This is a genomic window from Dyadobacter fermentans DSM 18053, from assembly GCF_000023125.1.
Lineage (GTDB): Bacteria > Bacteroidota > Bacteroidia > Cytophagales > Spirosomataceae > Dyadobacter > Dyadobacter fermentans.
In genome coordinates this window covers 5,960,423-5,979,280 of sequence record NC_013037.1, presented here as the reverse complement: position 1 = coordinate 5,979,280, position 18,858 = coordinate 5,960,423, and the positions used below count along the sequence as shown (strand labels likewise).

Sequence of the window (18,858 nt, the reverse complement as noted above, 5' to 3'; positions counted from 1 at the left end):
ATTCATGTAGACTTGGCCTGCTTGCGATCAGAAACCGAGGTTTACACCGAAAACCCAGCTTCTGGTGACAGGATAGTTACCTACATCGATCCCGAATTGTGTATCGGCATTACCACCTACTCCCGGGTCAAGTCCTGAATACTTGGAGATTGTGAAAATGTTGTTAGCCGACGCGTAAAGTCTCAGCTTCTGCATTCTCAATTTTGCGAGCAAGGTTTTGGGCAGGTTATAACCCAGAGAAATGTTCTGCATTCTCACGTAGTTACCATTTTCTACGTAGAAAGAGTTGGCCTGCGTGTTGGTGCTGAAATTGGAGGCGCTTTCAAATATAGGAATGGTTGCGCCCGTGTTTTGAGGAGTCCAGGAGTCTTTTACCCGCTCGCTGATGGCCGCACCGGCAAACGAAGGATAGAAGTCGGTGAACCATCTCGATGCATTGAAAATCTTGTTTCCGACAGAGGTGTACATATAAGTTTCCACCTCGAAGTTCAGATAAGTCAGTTTCAGGTTCAAACCACCCGTAAATTTGGGTACCGGACTGCCCAGGTATTTCCGGTCATCGGCATTGATAAGGTTGTCGCCATTCACATCTTCATACCGGAAACGGCCGATGCCTTTTCCATCCTGCGCAGGCGCGCGGTCCACTTCTTCCTGTGTCTGAAACAAGCCGGTCACATTATAACCATAGAATGCCGAGAGCGAATAGCCGAGCTGGTTGCGGATCGGTTGCAGGCCGCGGTAGCCGGGGTTGATACCCGCGAGATATTTATCACCGCCGAGATCGCCGATTTCATTTCTGAGCAAGCTACCCGTCACATTCAGTTCGTAACCCAGCTTGCTACCCGATTTGCCTTTGGTGATGATCTGGAAGTCGATACCCTTGTTGGTAATCGTACCGGCATTCACATATGGCGGCGTCGCGCCGGGGCCCACCACAGCTGGTACCCCTTTCTGGAATAGCAAGTCCTTGGAGTCTTTCTGCCACAAATCAAGGATCACATCCAGTCGGCCATTGAAAAACGTCGCATCGAAACCGACGTTTTTCGTTACGCTGGTTTCCCATTTTGCGTCGGCATTACCGAGTTTGCTGCGATAGTAACCTTCGGCTGCGCTCGTGTTGGAACCGGCAATGTCATAGGCCGACGAACCGATGCCTGCCGAGTAAAGGCTATATTGATTATCAGGGCGCACGGCATTGGAATTACCCATTGTTCCGTAACCTCCGCGGATTTTCAGGTCACTGAGGAATGTAGCCCCCTTCATAAAGTTCTCGGATGTAACCCGCCACGCAACCGACACCGCCGGAAATACCCCGTAACGATTGGCGGCACCAAACCGGGATGAACCGTCACGCCGCAACACCCCGGATACAATGTAGCGGTCGTTGAAGATGTAGTTCAACCGTCCGAACAAGGAATAGAAAGTCACGCCATTATCCAGCTGGCTGTTAGTCACTTTGGACGACACGTTCGACATGTTCACATAATTGATATCCGTCGAGAAGGGATTCAGACCGGACGCCTGCAAATCGCGGCTTTTGCCGGTATTGAGCGCTTCCTGCCCTATGAGTACGTCCAAATTGTGCAGACCGAATGTTTTGCGGTATTGCGCGGTATTGGTGAGCGTCCACGCGAAGCGGAATCCCGAACCCTCGCTATAACCCACCGCGGAGTTATTTTCCGAGTTTTCATACTGGCGGCGCGAGTAGCTCCAATAGGTATAGTTGTTGTACTGGCCACCCACGCTCGTACGCAAAGTCAGGTTCGGAATCGGATCGAATTCCAGGTAAATATTACCGAAACCGTTGGCATTGAACGCATTGTTATTCTTCAAACCGTCACGCGTGGCCACCGGGTTGCGGGGGTTATTGAAACCTTTCGCTGCTGTACCCGCGTAGCCGCCGAAGACGTCATAAACCGGGATGATCGACGGCATCCGGAATGCGCTCAGGATCTCGTTTTCGTCGTTGGCAACACCCTGGCCGTTATTGAAACCGCCGATACCCAGCACTTGCCGGTATGTTCCCTGGATGTTTTCTCCAAAACGAAGGTTTTTAAGGATATTGAATTCTGTATTAACCCTGAAAGTGTAACGCTTGAAGCTGTTGGCCGACAAAATACCTTTCTGATCCTGCAAGCCCAGTCCCACAAAGTAGCGGCCATTTTCACCACCACCCGAAAAGCCGAGCGAATGCCGGGTTACCGGCGCAGTTCTGGTGATGGCATCGTACCAGTCGGTGCCCTCCCGGTTTGCTTTTACCACCTGATAAACTGTTCTGGCCGTTGGATCAACATTGTATTTGGGACGTTCGGCCGCAAGGTCTACATTACCGGTAACACCATACGTTCCGCCGACCATCAGGTAATCCGGGATGACGGGCTGCGCGCCGGTGCCAAATTGCGGGTGGGTCCAGTTCTGATCACCCGGCTTCCAGCCCGAGTTGCGGAATGCATTCCAGGTCCAGGTGGCGAAGTCCGTCGGGTTCATCATTTTCTGACCTTCCCCGGGCGTGGTGAAACCCACAAGACCGTCGTAAGTGACGCTGAGTTTCCTGTTACGGGTACCTTTTTTTGTGGTATAAACCACCACCCCGGCGGCGGCCCGCGCACCGTAGATGGATGCTGCGGCGGCATCCTTCAACACGGTGGTCTGGTCAATGTCGTCGGGATTGAGAAAGTCCGTCGAACCTACGGGCACACCGTCTACGATGTACAATGGCTCATTTGCTTCAAAAGACCCGAAACCGCGTACGCGGATCTGGCTGTTAGTGCCCGGCTGTCCGTTCGTAATCACCGTCACACCGGCCACGCGGCCCTGCAATTGCTGTTCTACGTTACCGGACGGAACGGCCGTCAGGTCCTTGGCCTTTACAAGCGCCACCGAACCGGATGTTTCGCGCCGCTTATCGGTGGTGTAGCCGGTTACAACCACTTCTTCCAGCGCAGCAACGTCGTCTTCCATCTTGACGTCGAGCACCGATTGGTTGCCTACCGTAACTTCTTTCGTTTTGTAACCGACGAAGCTGATCACGAGTACATCATTATCAGACCGCGCATTGATTGCGAAACGTCCCTCTGCGTCGGTATTTGATCCGATCTGAGTTCCCTTTATCAGAATAGTAGCTCCCGGGATTCCTGTGCCAGCGGGGTCAGACACGACGCCTGTGACCCTTCGATCTTGTGCATTAGCTGTAAAAACGGTCAAAAATAGAAGGAGGAAGGCGAAGCAATCCCGTCGGGGATTTTTGTAGATTATTTTCATATTTCTTAGCTAGGTTAATAAAAATTAGGCATATCAAATTTATAATTATTTAATCAAATAATTATACAATGGATACTTAAAATTTTATTTAATGACTAAATAGTTATAAAAACACCAAAAATAAGATTATATATCATCACTTTCGGTTACATGAGGCATTTCACGCGCAAAATCAATATTAAAGGCGAAAATCGTATTCCTATACGATATTAGCATATTACATGTATAACTACGGTTACAATTTTTCGGCTATTACCGGTAGCGTTAACGACGCGCTCAGCAATGGCTTTATTTTTACGCACAGCATTATACGTAAGCAACCTGTCTTTAAGAAAATGTTATTTCCAAACGTCCGGGATGAATGAGCATGCGGAGCGACTGGCGGCTACTCGTCGCGCGACCAGTCGGCGGAAAGAAGGTGGGAAAAGCGGTTATTGCCGAGGTCGCCGGAAATGTGCAGCCCCATGGGCATTACCACCCAACCCTGGGGCGTGGTGACCATGAAACCCTCCGGCAGGGTAATCTGGGTGTAGGCAAAGGGCATGTCCGGATACGGCGACCGGCCGTGTTTGTTAGTGTCAAAAACCTCCATTTGGGTCCGCGATACGATGAGCCGCTCGGTAGGAAGCTCCCCCGGCTGCACCAGCCGCATCCCGCGCACGGGCTCGATGCGGTTATGAATGTGGTTTGTAATAGAATTGTAACCATTCACACTCCGCACCTGCTTGAACATACGCAACGAATCGGGAATGGCCTGGAACACCTTGAACCCGTTTTCCAGAAGACTGTCGGCGACCATACTTGTTAGCAAATGCTTTAATGAGCCTTTGTAGGCTTCTTTCTGATTGCTGCGCCAAAGTTTGCGCTGCGCTTCGTCCTTTGGCTTCATGAGTTCGAAGCGGGTTGCGCCGCCATAATAGAGCGTACCATTGAAAAAATCGAAATCATCCAGGTCCTGGTGAATGCGGTAGCCCAATGCGTAATTTTCGATGATCAGCGGCTTCACCGTCTGCGCTCCCAGGTGCCCGTCGTCATCGTCCGATATCCGCAGCACTTCGGGATTAACGATTTTGCAGAGCTTACTGAACTTACTCCGGCCCAGCAGCTCGCGCGTGATGATCTTCAAGTGCTTTTCACGCTTTTTATTCCGCCTGGCTACAATGGTTACGCCTTTCAGTTCCTGCCCTTCGCGCAGCTTGAAGAGCACCGTTTTAACGCCCGGTTGCTCAAAACGCAATGTTTGCTTAACGGTTTCATAGCCCAGGAACGACACCACGAGTTCCAGACTCCCCACTGCCAGGTTAGGCAACCGGTAGTTCCCGTTTTCATCGGAATTAGTCCCGATCGTGGAGTTATTAATAAATACATTGGCGAAAGGCAGCGGCTTGCCGGTTTTTTCATCGGTAACTTTCCCGGCAAGCGTTACCGTCGCCGGCTGCTGCGCACGCGCACCTGCACAAACGAGGATACAAAGACTGAAAATCAGCAGACAGCGGGAAAGGGATATACAGTTCAAAACCGGGTGTTTCAAGTATTCAAAGCTTTAAACCTCAAAGATAAATGAGGAGTTTGTAAACTTAGAACCGATACCCGAAATAACCGACTAACGTTGCATATCCCCTCCTCTGCTTACGGGTTCGTTTTCAATGTGGCGCTTTTCTTCGAAGAGGCGAGTGCGTTTTCAGCAACTACCTCCGCAAAGATCACAGAAGTTACATTCCTGCCCTTTGGCGCCGTAATGGGCACTTTTATGACATAATTCCGCAATTCAGGATCGTATTGCTGGGCTCCGGCAGGTACCGTAGCAAGCAGCGTCTGCTCCCCCGAGGAGGTGGGCGCGCTGTAAACCCGGAATTCCCGGACGGCCACTTCGGATGTGTATTCGATATTGACGTTCACCTGTGTCAGCGAATCCACCGTCGTGGTGGTTTGCAAAACACCGGCCGCATTGTACACCTTGGCATTACCGAGCCACACCACGGCAATCTGCGCCACTTTCCCATTGCTCACCAGCAGTTCTTCAAACAGGTCCGGCTCTTCATAACAGCCCGTGAGCGAGAGCAGGCCCGCGAGACTCATCATTATATATCTGAATATCAGTTTCATCATTATATTAGTTTTAATAGATGGATCTATTTACCGATCAGCCACATTGGGACCTCGGGATCTTTCTGGTTAGCCAGCACGGTTTTGGAATTGCGGGTGATCTCGGAGTCGGGGTATTTCATGCGCTGAATGCGTTGGCCGTCGAGATCGGGGTTTACGCCTACGGGCATGGGGAAATCGAGGTAATCATATTTGCGGATGTCCGTCCAGATGTCCCCGATCAGCAGCATGGATTTGAATTTTTCACGGATAATCTGTTCAGCCGTGAGTTTCGCGGCGCCCACATTGATCTTCGGATCTTTCAGAAACTTTTCCATATCGGCCGCTTCTACACCTACCTTCTCCATGTTGGCGGCAAGCATCGCCTGATAGGCCGCATAACCTTCCGCGGAAGTTCCTGTGCCGCCATGCAGGGCCATTCTCGCCTCTGCCTCAATGCCTTTTAATTCCGAATAGGTCATCATCACCAGCGGCGAGTTGATATTTGAATGCCAGGCTTTGTTGTTCAAATCCACCGTTGAGCCGCTCCCAGAGCCGGGAATGACGCCCGAATAGACCGTTTGGTTGTTTTTTAACCCGATTACCTTCGACAAACGCGGGTCGGCAACGCCCTGCGCGGTGCCATTGAACATGTCGACGATCGTATTCGTAAATGTCACGGAGAGGTTTCCCGTCGTGTTCGGCACAGCCACCTTACTGTACCACGGACTCAGGTTTTTGGAATTATATTGTAGCTGAAAATCATCCTCATTTCCCGTCATCCCTTTTTCCAGCGACGCCAGCACACTTTGGGCAGCCTGCGCGGGGTTACGCAACGAACCATGCCATACATAGCGGGCACGCAGCGAATGTGCGAGGCGGGTCCATTTGCCCAAATCACCCTGATAGATCAGATCGTCCTGGCCGGGCTTTGCGCCGGTATTGCCGGCTAACTCGGTAACTGCCTCGTCGAGCAAACGGAAAATTGTCGCGTAAACCTGCTCCTGCGTGTCGTACGCGGGCGAGAAATTTTGCTGATCGGCTTCGGTATAGGGCACATTCTCCCAGCTCGCGGTGGCTATCCCGAGGTTATAGGCCGTGAGCACTTTGGCAATACCCACATAGGCCGGTGTCGCTTCCTCCTGCCCTTTTTCAATGATCGCATTCAGTTGCGGCAAAGCATACAAATAGAAGTTCGACCAGCCCAGTGTGTTGTCCGTTTCGGCATAGGTATCGATTCCGTTGGCACCCAGGGCGCTGCCGAGCTGCTGCGCGTACTGGCAGGCCACATATGCCTGCTGGAAGCTCGCTTCGGCGGTATAAAACTGGGCCGTCGGCAGAAGCTCCTGCATGGTGGCGTCACCTTTGAGGGTTTCGTCGGTATTCACGTCCAGGAACTTGTCGCACGCCGTCAGCAGCAGGACCAGCAGGGGTAATATCTTGGCTATAAGTCTAATTTTTTTCATGTTCTCCTAAAAATTTACATTAACACCTAGCTGAAAACTGCGCGAGGCCGGATTGTTCCTGCCCACAAAACCAATGATATTCGTGCCCGAGCCGAATGTGAGCGCTTCGGGGTCGTAGCCGCGGAAGGGTGTATTCAGGAAAAGATTGGTGCCTGTAAAGTGGAACCGCACGCCGCCCTTGAAAACCGATTTCGCCAATGCGGTTTTCGGGATCGCGTACGAAAGGCCTACCGTTCGCAGCCTGAACCAGGAGCCATCCTGAATGTTGAACTGAGCCGAATTGCCCATATAGCGCGCCGTCGATGGGTTATAGAATGCGTCGTCGAGGATCACCGCTTTGGTGTTGGGTACGTAGGTTACGGACTGGTCGGCCCCTTTTTGCTCGACCACACCTTTGAAAACGACCTGCTCGTATCTCCGCCCGGTGATTTCGATGGAACCCGACCGGAATGCATTCCGCTCACCAAGATCGACCACGTCGCCGCCGTGCCGCCATTCGAGCAGGAACGACAGGCCCAGGCCGCGGTAGTTGAATGTGTTGGTCAAACCGGCCGTCCAGTCGGGCAATGCATTACCCCAAGGCACCGTCACCTGGCTTGTGAGCGGAAAACCATTCGCCTGGATGAGTAGCTGGCCATCCGGGGCGCGCAGGTAATCGAGGCCCCACAATTCGCCCAGCTTGCTGCCTTCCCGCACTTTCAGCACACCGCGACTTCCATTGTCGAAATAGGAGATTTCTTCGAGCTCGTCCGGCATTTCGATCACCTTCCCCGACATTTTGGTAAAATTCAAAGACATATCCCAGCTGAAACGCGGCTTTTGCACCGGCTTAAACGTCGCAAGCAGCTCCACGCCTTTGTTGCGAATCAAACCGATATTGGTATAATAAAATGAATAGCCTGAAACATTGGAAACCGGCGCGCGGACGATCTGGTCCTTGCTGTCCATCGTAAAATAGGTGGCATCGAGCATAAGCCGGTTGCTGAAAAAACGCAGCTCGGTACCGAATTCGATGGACGTGGTCCGCTCGGGTTTCAGGTTGGCGGCCGCGGTGGTGGACCGGCGGATGTAGCCGGGAACCGTGTTACCGAACGGGAAGTTATCGGCCAGCTCGTAGTACACGCCAATCACGTACGGATCGGTGCCCTTGCCCACCTGCGCCCACGAAGCACGCAGCTTGCCGTAACTGAGGATGTTGTTTTTGGGAAGGTTTTCGGTAAAAATGTAGCCGGCACTGAACGATGGGTAGAAGAACGAATTGTTGGCTTTGGGCAATGTCGAAACGATGTCGTTACGGCCCGTCGCATTGAAATAGAGCATTTCCCGAAAGCTCAGTTTCGCATCGGCAAAGAAGCTGACGATCCGGTATTGCAGCGGGGAATAGAAACGCTTCTGCTGGTTGCGATAACTGCTGATCTCGTCCGTAAAAGGCGCATTCCAGCCCTCTCCCCGCTCATAATAGCTATCGGGCCGCTTGCTGCCGACCACCGAGTTACCGACCATCAGCGAGCCGTTCCAGCTTTCGTTGAACTGTTTCGAGGCCGTCACATACAAATTGGAATTGACCTCACGATAATTAATGTACTCTTTGATCAGGAAGCCTTTCACCGCCGTTCCGACATCGAAAGTACTGTCTACCTGGCGATTACGGCGTTCGTTGAATGCGTCCAGGGTGATCTGATACTTTGCTGTAAGCCAGTCGGTAATGTTGTAGTTTAATGTCAGGTCGGCTATATAGCGGTTCACGGCGTCGACCCGCGGACTCTTTTTGACCAGGTACACCGGGTTGTCGGTGAAACCGGGCAGGAGGTTTTTGTAAGAGCCGTCCGCATTCAGGTAATCGTTCACGTCATAGGTATTAGGCCAGTAGAAAAGTGCGCTGAACACCGACTTATCGCCCGCCGGCGGCCGTTTCCCGCCGGAGCGGATGTAGTTGAAGGAGCCGGAAGCCGAAAATCGCCTGGTGAAATGATACGTGCCTGCTATTTTGGCCGATGTCCGCTCAAAATGCGTGGCCGGCACGATCCCCTGCCGGTAATTATGACCCGCCGAGACGTAGATATTGCCTTTTTCGCTGCCCTTCGTCAGGGTAATGTTGTTGTTTGTGCGGAAGCCTGTTTGGTAAAATCCGCGGAAGTTGTCGTAAATACGGTCGGTATTATTGCCGATGATCGACGGCCCGAACGACTGGTAGGGCGTCCGCTGGCGCACTTCGGTGGGGGAAATGAACTCGCCGAAACGTCCCTGAATGAAGCGCGTTTGAATGTCGGGCGACTTCCCCAGTACATCCGCCCCGCCCGAAAGCGACACCGACACGTTCAATTTTCCCGATTTGCCGCGTTTGGTAGTGATAATAATGGCCCCATTGGAAGCGCGCAGGCCGTAAAGCGCCGTTGCGGCAGGGCCTTTCAGGACCGAAACGCTTTCGACATCGTCTGGATTGATATCCGCCGCGCGATTGGTATTCGCAAATTGCTCGGAGGCGCCCGGCGAGGCCGATCCGGCGCTCGGCAGCGGGTTTCCGGCTGTGGTGGCATTGCTGATGATGATGCCGTCGATCACAAACAGCGGCTGGTTGTCGGCGCTGCCGCTGAGCGAGGTGATGCCCCGGAGAATGATGTTCACTCCCGCTCCGGGCGCCCCGCCCGACCCGGTAATCACCGCGCCGGCGATCTTGCCCTGCAATGCCCCGATCATGTTCGGGTTACCCGATTCCCGGATTTCATCCGACCGGATCGACTGGACTGAGTAGCCGATCGCCCGTTTTTCCTGCGTTTGTCCGAGTGCCGTCACCACCACTTCGTTGAGCATGGAAACGTCGGGTTCCATTTGTACATTCACATTGGTACGTTGAGAACCCAGCACTACCTCCTGCTTTTTGAAACCAATAAAACTGAATACCAGCGTGGCCCCTGGTGGTGCCTGAATGGTGTACCGGCCGTTGCCGTCAGCCGAAGTGCCTTGTGAAGTTCCTTTTACGGCAATATTCGCACCCGGGATTTCGATTCCGTCCTTGTCTGTAACTTTCCCGGTTACCTGCCCGTCCTGTGCCCGCGCCATCTGGCAGCAGAGCATGAGGAAAAGGCATAGTAACTTCAAGTTGTTGTGAAGTAGATTTTTCATCATCGTTAGTCAGGTCTCGTTATATAATACATGTAATTTACAATTGATTCTTCAAAAAGTATCAATTAAAACCCCTATAAGACAACAAAAGGTAACATATTGATTAGCAACCGGTAGGATTAACAGGGGGGCCCGGCAGGTTTACGACGGCATTCGGACCGAGGAAAAAAACATTACTAGAAAAATAGTTTGTTAACTATAAAAATAGTTATGATATTTATCTGATAGATTTGGAACAGCTACCACATTAATCCGCCTGCTTTATGATGATCCCTTACCTCATGAAAGTCAGCCTGGTGCTGGCTGTGCTCACGCTGGCGTATCGCTGGCTGATCCAGTTCGAAACCTTCTCGAACCTAAACCGCGTACTATTGTGGGTCAATGTACTGGCTGCCTGGGCATTGCCGCTGGTGAACCTGCCCAGCTGGGGGCCAGTTGGAATGCAAACGGACATTCACGATACGTTTCCAAAAGTGGTAGCGCAACTTCCTTTGCTTGCCGAACCGCTCGCTACGATCCGTCCCGAACCTTTCAAGACGGAAATCAGCACTGCCGTACCTTTTATGAGCGCCGGGGATTGGCTCCTCGCCCTGTATTTTGCAGGCGTGATTGTGCTCGCTGCCCGTTTGCTTTTTCAGGTCGGCCGGTTGCTCCGGGTGGTAGCAACGGGGCGCGCAGAGCGCATTGCGGATGGTACGGCCATTGTGCGCGTGGCGGGTGCTTCGCCCTATTCTTTTTTCAAATGGATCGTGCTCGATCCGGCGAGGCATTCCGATGGGGAGCTGCGCAACATCATCGCCCACGAGGCCGGGCATGCGCGGCAATGGCATAGCGCCGATTTGCTGCTTGCGGAAATACAGAAAATATGTTTATGGTTCAACCCGTTTTCATGGGCGCATCAAAGGCTTGTGCACGAAAACCTCGAATACCTGGCCGATCGCGCTGTGCTGGACAATGGGTTTGAGAAGAAGCAATATCAGTACAATCTGCTCAACACCGCGATGCAAAGCCGCGAACTGCCGCTGACGAACTCTTTCGCGCAGTCGCTGCTCAAAAAACGCATTCAAATGATGAACCGGAAGCCTTCGCATTTTATGGCTTGGGTTAAATATGCGGCTGTTGTGACGCTGATTTACGTTTCATCCGCATTTGTGGCGCCCTATCGCGAAGTGATCGTCGAACTGGCGCCGGAGGTGATCAGGCCACTGGTAAAACCCCTTATAGCCGAAGTGAATGCCGATATTCCTTCCAAACAAACCGATTTTGACCTTCCCGAAAACATTCAACCCAAAGCAAAACCCCAGCCCGAACAAATGGCCATTACTGCCGACAGCCTGGATGAGGCACCTCAAGCTGGCACGAAAGGTGTATTGATCGTAAACCAGACATTGTACTGGGCTATTACACCGCTCACGACGTGGGAAGATATCACTGTTATCAGGAATGCCGCGCAGAAGTATGGCTATGCGTTAGCGATCAACAACATCCGGTACGATCCTCTGCAACAATACATCACGGACGTGTCGGTGAGCATTACCGCTAAAAACGGCGGCGGCTCGGGTGAAGCGCATGGGGAAGGCGAATTTCAGCCGATTAAGGGCTACTCGGGCTATATTTCAGCCAGGGGACATAGCATGGGTGCCACGCCGCCGGAAGCGCTGAGTACAATAATGGAGCAGGATTATCAGAAGGCACAGGCGATGGCCCGCCAAAATGCGGTCGCCTATTTCGAATACAAGCTCGGCAAAAGCCTGGGAACGCATACCGCCAGCACTTACACCCAGAAAATCCTGGCCGGGCCCAACGCACGGCAGTTTTACGACAAGAACGGAATCGGGCGATCACAAGTGAGCACCCTGCACATTGCCAGCTATCATAAAGAAGCCAGTTTTTATCTCAATGCGGGCAAATCTACCTTCACGGAAGTGAACGAAGTACCATTCTCGAAAGTTGACCGTGTGACCATGCTGGAAGACAGTGCCCGGCGAAAGTACTTCGTCGTGTATACCAAATAACAGCAAAAGGCGGCCCGATTGGGCCGCCTTTGCATTCTATCAGCATTGATAAGATACCTTATTTGAGGTTCAACTCCTCGCCGATCGCTTTTACCTTCTCTTTCAGCGAAGCGTAAACGCTGTCGAAGTCCTCATTCTTTTCAAGCGCCGCGCGTACGCCCACGTAGAATTTGATTTTCGGCTCGGTACCGGATGGGCGGCAAGTGAATTTCGTACCGTCTTCGGTAAAGAATTGAAGTACGTTGGACGATTCGATGCCCATTTCGCCCGATGGAATGGACGCCGTGTTGCCCGATTTGAAATCCGTTGTGGTCAACGCCTTGTAGTCGTCCATGCGCACCACCGGCGATCCTGCGATGGTTTTCGGCGGGTTAGCGCGGAAATCGGCCATCATTTGCTGGATTTCGTCGGCGCCCGACTTACCTTTTTTAGTCAGTGAGATCAACCCTTCATAATAGAAACCAAACTGCTTGTAGATTTCCATCAGCATATCGAACAGGCTAAGGCCTTTGTCTTTCGCGTAGGCCGTAAGCTCGGCGATCATCGCGCAGGAAGCGATCGCATCCTTATCACGCACCGCGTCGCCGATGAGGTAGCCGTAGCTTTCCTCTCCTCCACCGATAAACTGCTCTTGGCCTTCCTTCTCGCGGATTACCTGTGCAATGTATTTGAAGCCGGTGAGCGTGTTGTAGCATTTCACATCATAAGCCGCCGCCATTTTGTCGATCAGGTCGGTGGTTACGATGGTTTTACACACGAACTGCGTTCCGGTGAGTTTGCCGGCGTCTTTCCAGGCATTCAGGAGGTAATAAATGAGCACGCTGGCGGTTTGGTTACCGTTCAGGAGCTGAATTTCGCCGTGGTGGTTTTTCACTGCGATACCCACACGGTCGGAGTCGGGGTCGGTGCCCATTACGAGGTCCGCGTCGATTTCCTTCGCCTTTTCAACGGCTTTCGACATCGCTTCACTTTCCTCGGGATTTGGGTAAACCACCGTCGGGAACTGGCCGTTGCCTTTGGGTTCAGCCTGCTCTTCGATCACCGTTACGGCTTCGAAACCCATTTTGCCCAGCAATTGCGGCACCAGGGTCACGCCTGTTCCGTGCAATGGCGTGTACACGATTTTCAGGTCTTTCTGACGCTCCAATGCACCTTTTGAAATGGAAAGGGAAAGGATATGGTCAATGTATTTTTCGTCCACATCCGCACCGATTTTAGTGATTTTAGAGGCATCCCCGTCAAATTTCACCTGGTCGATCGACGTGATCGCATTCACTTCGTCGATAATGTTTTTGTCATGCGGCGCTACTACTTGCGAACCGTCGTTCCAGTAGGCTTTGTAGCCGTTGTATTCTTTCGGATTGTGTGATGCGGTTACGACTACCCCGCTTTTGCAGCCCAGCAAACGGATCGCGAACGAAAGCTCCGGCGTAGGGCGCAATGCTTCGAAAAGGTAAACGGAAATGCCATTAGCCGTGAAAATATCCGCGATGATCTTCGCAAATTCATCCGACTTGATCCGGCTGTCATAAGCTACGGCCACGCTTTTTTCTTCGTTCGGGAATGCTTTGTTGAGGTAATTCGCCAAGCCCTGCGTTGCCGAACCCACGGTGTAGCGGTTCATGCGGTTGGAACCGATGCCGATCAGCCCGCGAAGCCCGCCTGTCCCGAATTCGAGATCTTTGTAAAATGCATCCGTCAGTTCAGTATCGTTGCCTTCATCGATCAGTTGTTGAATGGATTGTTTTGTATCGATATCATAATCACCGTTGAGCCAGCTGCTCACTTTGGTCATCACATTCGGTTCCAATTTTGCAGTCATAATTGCGTTAAATAGAATTAATTAAGAGAATTTTAAAATGTATGTATTGTCCTTATTTACTGATCTCCACTACTTCTTTCTCGATCGCTGAATACGATTCTTTGGCTGTTTTGTGGATCAGTTCCGCTACCAGGCCCGTCCAGCCTGTCTGATGGCTCGCACCGCAACCACGGCCATTGTCGCCATGGAAATACTCGTAAAATAGTACGTGATCGTTGAAATTCGGGTCTTTCTGCATTTTCTCGTCATGCCCGTACACCGCACGCCTTCCTTCCGAATCTTTCTTGAAAATGTCGATGAGGCGGCAGGCAATGGCCAATGCCGCTTCCTTGATTGTGGTAAGGTTGCCGGAATTGGTCGGGTATTCGATCATGAAATCCTCGCCGTAGTAGGTGTGGAATTTCATTAACGAGTCGAAAATAAGGTAGTTAAGCGGGAACCAGATCGGCCCGCGCCAGTTGGAATTACCGCCCATGATGTCGGTAAGCGCCTCGGCGGGCGTGTAATCCACCTGCAACACCTCGCCGTTGATATAAAACTTGTACGGATTTTCCTCGTGGTATTTGGACAATGCCCGCACGCCGTAATCCGACAAAAACTCGCTCTCATCGAGCATCCGTTTCATGATCATCTTCATCCGGTGGCCGCGCAGGATCGACAGGAGCCTGTTTTCGCCCTTACCTGATTCAAACCAGCGGGATATCAGCCGCGCCAGGTCCGGCCGGTTGGCCAACACCCATTCCACGCGCCGTTTGAAAACCGGCAGCTTGTCCAGATTTTGCGGATCGAGGATTTCCACGGCAAAAAGCGGGATGAGTCCTACTATTGAACGCACTTTGAGCAGGATGCTCTGCCCGTTCGGAATGTGGATTACGTCATAATAGAACTGGTCTTCCTCATCCCACAAGCTGATCGTCTGGTTTTTGCCACCAATCGATTCCATAGCGCCTGCGATGTGCAGGAAGTGCTCGAAGAATTTGGAAGCCATATCCTGGTAAACGCCATGCACCAGCGCAATTTCCACCGAAATGCGGAGCATATTGAGCGTGTACATCGCCATCCAGCCCGTAGCATCTGCCTGTTGCAGCTTACCGCCGAACGGCATCGGCGTCGACCGGTCGAATACCCCGATATTATCGAGGCCCAGGAACCCGCCGCTGAAAATGTTATTGCCCGTGTCGTCCTTCTGGTTTACCCACCAGGTGAAGTTCAGGAGTAATTTATGGAAGATTTTTTCCAGAAATTCAATATCGCCCACGCCATTATTCTGTTCGCGGTCGATCTCGTACACTTTCCACGTCGCCCAGCCGTGCACCGGCGGGTTTACGTCGGAGAAGTTCCACTCGTAGGCGGGTATCTGGCCGTTGGGGTGCATATAGTACTCGCGCAGGAGGATTTCGAGCTGTCTTTTGGCAAAATCGGCATCCACACGGGCGAGCGGCACGCAATGGAAGGCTAAATCCCAGGCGGCAAACCACGGGTACTCCCATTTATCGGGCATTGATATGATATTGGCCGCATATAAATGCTTCCAGCCCGAGTTGCGGCCCCATTTTCGGCCCTGGTTCGGCCCCGGCTGGGCAGGGTCGCCTTTGAGCCATTCGTATACATTATAATAGTAGAACTGCTTGCTCCAAAGCATTCCGGCGTAGGATTGCCGCTGGATCGAGCGCAGGTCGCCGTCGGACACGTCGCGTTGAAGGTCGTCATAAAACTCGTCGGCTTCGCGGATTCTTTTGTTGAACAAATCCTCAAAACCGCCGAAAGGCTCCGAAATGGTGTGATTTACAAAACGCAAGCGGAATGTGGCGCTTTCACCGCCTTTGATGGTTTTGGTAAAACGCGCTGAGGCCTTTGTGCCAATGCTGTTCGGGTTGACCGTGTTGGTTTTTTGCCCGCTGACGATATAATCATTGATACCGTCCTTTGGATAAGCCGTATTGTTGGCTGTGCCGTAGAGTTTCTTGAAGTTGGTTTCGTTCTCGCAGAATAGCAGTTCGTCCGCACCGTCGAGGTAAAGGTTGTATTTCCCGTGTTTCCGGTGCGTCACTTCGATCAGCCGGTTGGAAATGCCGTTCATGATCGGTTTGTAATTGAATGCCTCGTATCCCCACGACCATGTGTTGCGGAACATAATCGTCGGCAGCACCGTAATCGGTGCTTCTTCCGTACCCCGGTTGAACACGGTCACTTTCATGAGAATGTCCTCCTCGTCGGCCTTCGCGTGCTCAATAAAAATGTCGAAATACTCGTCGTTATCGAACACACCCGTGTCCATGATTTCATATTCCGGGTCCTGTTTGCCGCGGCGACCGTTTTCCTGGCGCAGTTTATCGTAGGGAAACGCCTGCTGCGGATATTTGTAGAGCATTTTGGTATACGAATGCGTGGGTGTGCTATCGAGGTAATAGTACATTTCCTTCACATCCTCCCCGTGGTTTGATTCCCGGTTGGTAAGCCCGAAAATCCGCTCTTTCAGTATTTTGTCCTTATGGTTCCAGAATCCGAACGACAGACATATGTGTTGCTTGTTATCAGAAAAACCACCGATCCCGTCCTCGCCCCAGCGATATGCTTTGGAGAGGGCCATTTCGTGGGTGATATAGTTCCAGGCGTCGCCGTTTCCGCTATAATCTTCCCTTACCGTGCCCCATTGGCGCTCCGACAGGTAAGGCCCCCACTTCTTCCATCCCTTATTTTCTTTTTGAAGACTTAACCTAACTTTTTCAGCTCCTTGTGCCATTAATCCGTCAATTTTTCGAAAGGAATGAATTTCAATAATTACCCAATTTAGAAAACCGGTTTTCAAAAACACCAGAAACCGGTCAAAAATTGAAAAAAATTAACAATCGGGTTGGTGGTTGCCGGCAATGCCGCAAAAACTTATAAACGACTCATAATGAGCCACAACAAGTCACCTGCGAACACTTCCTGTCAGCGCGCGGGGCTTTCGATCCGGGTTACCTCGTAGGAAACATCCCCTGCGTAAAAGCGGGTCAGCGCGGCTGCTTTCTGCGAAGTTTCGACCAGCAACGGATCGCGCTGCGCATGGAGCAACTCCTCGACATCAGAAACATACTCCTTGAACATCAATGGATTAGGCAGCTGGTAAAACTGACCGTCAGCGGCTTTGAGGACGGGCACCGGCTTCACTTTTCCCTCTGCATTCAAGAGGCCATACCGGCGGCGTGCCTCCACATACGCTTCATCCGTTGCGTCGAAGACGATGTTTTCCACTGGTTTTTCAGCGGCGACGGTAGCATTAATGCGCTCGTCGAGCCTTGCGAGTAACGCACGCAGCGCCCAAGTGTGCTTGCCCGAGCGGATTCGCTCGCGCAGGGATTGCCGCACGAGATAGGTCAATGCCTGGGTGACAGTCAACCCTATTTCCGCCATTTGCTTGAATATAAAGGAAGTAGGCGACATACCCGGGATGGTGTTCGGGTCGTGGAGCAGGATGGTGCCGTCGGGTTTCAGGAAGCCGTCGATCCGCACGCAGGCGTCGATGCCCAGTTGCCGGAAGGTCGCCGCGATCATCTGCTGGATTTCGCGGTTTTTTTCCAGTGTAGTGCCCACCGGAGTGCGCTTGCGGCTGGCGCCGGGTTTATATTTTGTATTAAAATCAAAAACCTCCACCATTTTGATCACCTCGCTCGGCGGCAATGCAAGCGGCGAACCGTCGTCGAACTGAATGCAGCCGCAGGAAAACTCCTGCCCGCTTACAAATTCCTCGACCAACACCTGATCTTCCGCATTGGAACTGCTCAGTAATGCATGCTCATTCCCTTCCGAAAAGTATATTTCCAGTTCGCTGATCAGCGTGGTGGGGTGATAGATCGTTTTGCCGTCCAGGATCACCGGGAAGCCGATACCTTCGTCGAGGTTAGCGATTTTTTGTCCCCACGCCAGTTTTTCAGCTTCATCCAGTTCTTTCCACGTTCCGGCGGTCAGTTCTATCTGGAAAAAGCATTGATTTACAGCCGCGATAAATTCTTCGAGCGAATCATCCTTCACAATGGCCACACCAATGGACGAGCCCTGGTGCGGTGCTTTGAATACCAATGGCAAACCGAGGTGCTTCTTCAAAACCTGGAAGAGCAATGGGTAATCCCTGGGGACCCACTGGCTGTATTTGAGTGTCCAGCTCTTTTTTTCCTGCCCGTTCACGAGGGCAATCATGTCATTTTGCAATATTTTATCAATCCCAACCGCGGAACCCATCAAACCCGGGCCACTGTAAGGGATTTTGTACCATTCGAGCAGGCCCTGGATCGCGCCGTCTTCGCAGTCGGGGCCGTGCATGGCGAGGAATGCGAAGTCGAAGTATTGTTTGAACTCGGAGGGATTGATTTGCTTTCCGATTTCGGAAGGTACCGGAGCAGCGGCCAGCTCGGGAAAGGATTCGACGTAGGTTTTGAAGCCATCTTTTTGAATGCCCGGCGCGGGGTAGAACTCGCGGATTTCGGACAAATACATCAATTCGTTTTGCAGCAGGATGAACCTTCCAAAGCTGTCCACAAAAACCGGTACCGGCTCAAAAAGTGACTTATCGAGGTATTCAAATGCTGTTTTTCCGCCTGCATATGATATTTCCCGTTCGCGGGAAGGACCTCCAAAAAAAATTCCGATACGCATGTTTGCTGTTCCTGATTAATGCATTCCAATGATGCCCGCAATATAGCTGACTAATCGGGATGAATCAATTTCCGGCTATCCAACGCGCGGATTAAAACGCAAAAAGCAGCTTCCTTTTCAGGAAACTGCTTTTGACCAATATTTGATATCAATTTTCCGCTGTTATGCCAGCTCCGGCACGTTGGAGGAAACTACCTTATTAATGTAAGGAACGGCTTTGCGGATCGATTCTTCGAGTCCTGCTCGGAACGTCATAGCGCTCATCGGGCAGCTTTGGCAGGAACCTTGCAATTCAAGCTTCACAATCAGGTCGTCCGTCAGCTCCACAAATTTCACATCACCGCCATCCGCATGCAGATAAGGACGCACCGTTTCGAGCGCCTGCTCGATCAATTCTATGGTTTTTTCTTTTGAATCCATTGTTAAAAAGTCTGTCTGCTAAGATGCAAGA

Annotated in this window: 10 protein-coding genes; 1 reads left to right on the top strand and 9 read right to left on the bottom strand. The window is 51.8% G+C overall.

Features of this window, described 5'->3' with window-relative positions; genetic code table 11:
• Positions 1-27: 27 nt before the first annotated feature.
• The 5 genes from DFER_RS24635 to DFER_RS24615 all read right to left on the bottom strand — a co-directional run bounded on the left by DFER_RS24635 (position 28) and on the right by DFER_RS24615 (position 9,911).
• Positions 28-3,261, bottom strand: a complete 3,234-nt coding sequence (locus DFER_RS24635) for a SusC/RagA family TonB-linked outer membrane protein (protein WP_015814387.1) — start codon at positions 3,259-3,261, stop codon at positions 28-30.
• A gap of 385 nt (positions 3,262-3,646) precedes the next feature.
• The gene (locus DFER_RS24630) at positions 3,647-4,777 is read right to left on the bottom strand and encodes a carboxypeptidase-like regulatory domain-containing protein (RefSeq protein ID WP_229206105.1); all 1,131 of its coding nucleotides are present in this window, start codon (positions 4,775-4,777) and stop codon (positions 3,647-3,649) included.
• 113 nt (positions 4,778-4,890) lie between these two features.
• The gene (locus tag DFER_RS24625) at positions 4,891-5,370 is read right to left on the bottom strand and encodes a hypothetical protein (RefSeq protein WP_015814384.1); all 480 of its coding nucleotides are present in this window, start codon (positions 5,368-5,370) and stop codon (positions 4,891-4,893) included.
• A gap of 23 nt (positions 5,371-5,393) precedes the next feature.
• Positions 5,394-6,812 (bottom strand): SusD/RagB family nutrient-binding outer membrane lipoprotein, encoded by a 1,419-nt coding sequence (locus DFER_RS24620; protein WP_015814383.1) that lies wholly within the window; start codon positions 6,810-6,812, stop codon positions 5,394-5,396.
• A gap of 6 nt (positions 6,813-6,818) precedes the next feature.
• Complete coding sequence (locus DFER_RS24615; RefSeq protein ID WP_229206104.1) at positions 6,819-9,911, bottom strand: SusC/RagA family TonB-linked outer membrane protein; 3,093 nt, start codon at positions 9,909-9,911, stop codon at positions 6,819-6,821.
• 287 nt (positions 9,912-10,198) lie between these two features.
• On the opposite strand from DFER_RS24615, the gene DFER_RS24610 reads away from it, so the two are divergent.
• Positions 10,199-11,950 (top strand): M56 family metallopeptidase, encoded by a 1,752-nt coding sequence (locus DFER_RS24610; RefSeq protein WP_015814381.1) that lies wholly within the window; start codon positions 10,199-10,201, stop codon positions 11,948-11,950.
• 58 nt (positions 11,951-12,008) lie between these two features.
• Here the strand turns inward: DFER_RS24610 and DFER_RS24605 are convergent, their stop codons facing one another.
• The 4 genes from DFER_RS24605 to DFER_RS24590 all read right to left on the bottom strand — a co-directional run bounded on the left by DFER_RS24605 (position 12,009) and on the right by DFER_RS24590 (position 18,827).
• The gene (locus DFER_RS24605; RefSeq protein ID WP_015814380.1) at positions 12,009-13,772 is read right to left on the bottom strand and encodes a phospho-sugar mutase; all 1,764 of its coding nucleotides are present in this window, start codon (positions 13,770-13,772) and stop codon (positions 12,009-12,011) included.
• Positions 13,773-13,824: 52 nt separating this feature from the next.
• Positions 13,825-16,515 carry an MGH1-like glycoside hydrolase domain-containing protein gene (locus DFER_RS24600; RefSeq protein WP_015814379.1) on the bottom strand — a complete coding sequence of 897 codons (2,691 nt, stop codon included), beginning with the start codon at positions 16,513-16,515 and terminating at the stop codon, positions 13,825-13,827.
• Positions 16,516-16,706: 191 nt separating this feature from the next.
• A complete protein-coding gene (locus DFER_RS24595; RefSeq protein WP_015814378.1) occupies positions 16,707-18,407 on the bottom strand; it encodes a D-alanine--D-alanine ligase family protein in 1,701 nt (566 codons plus the stop codon).
• A 162-nt stretch (positions 18,408-18,569) separates the two neighbouring features.
• Positions 18,570-18,827, bottom strand: a complete 258-nt coding sequence (locus DFER_RS24590; protein ID WP_015814377.1) for a NifU family protein — start codon at positions 18,825-18,827, stop codon at positions 18,570-18,572.
• Positions 18,828-18,858: the final 31 nt, after the last annotated feature.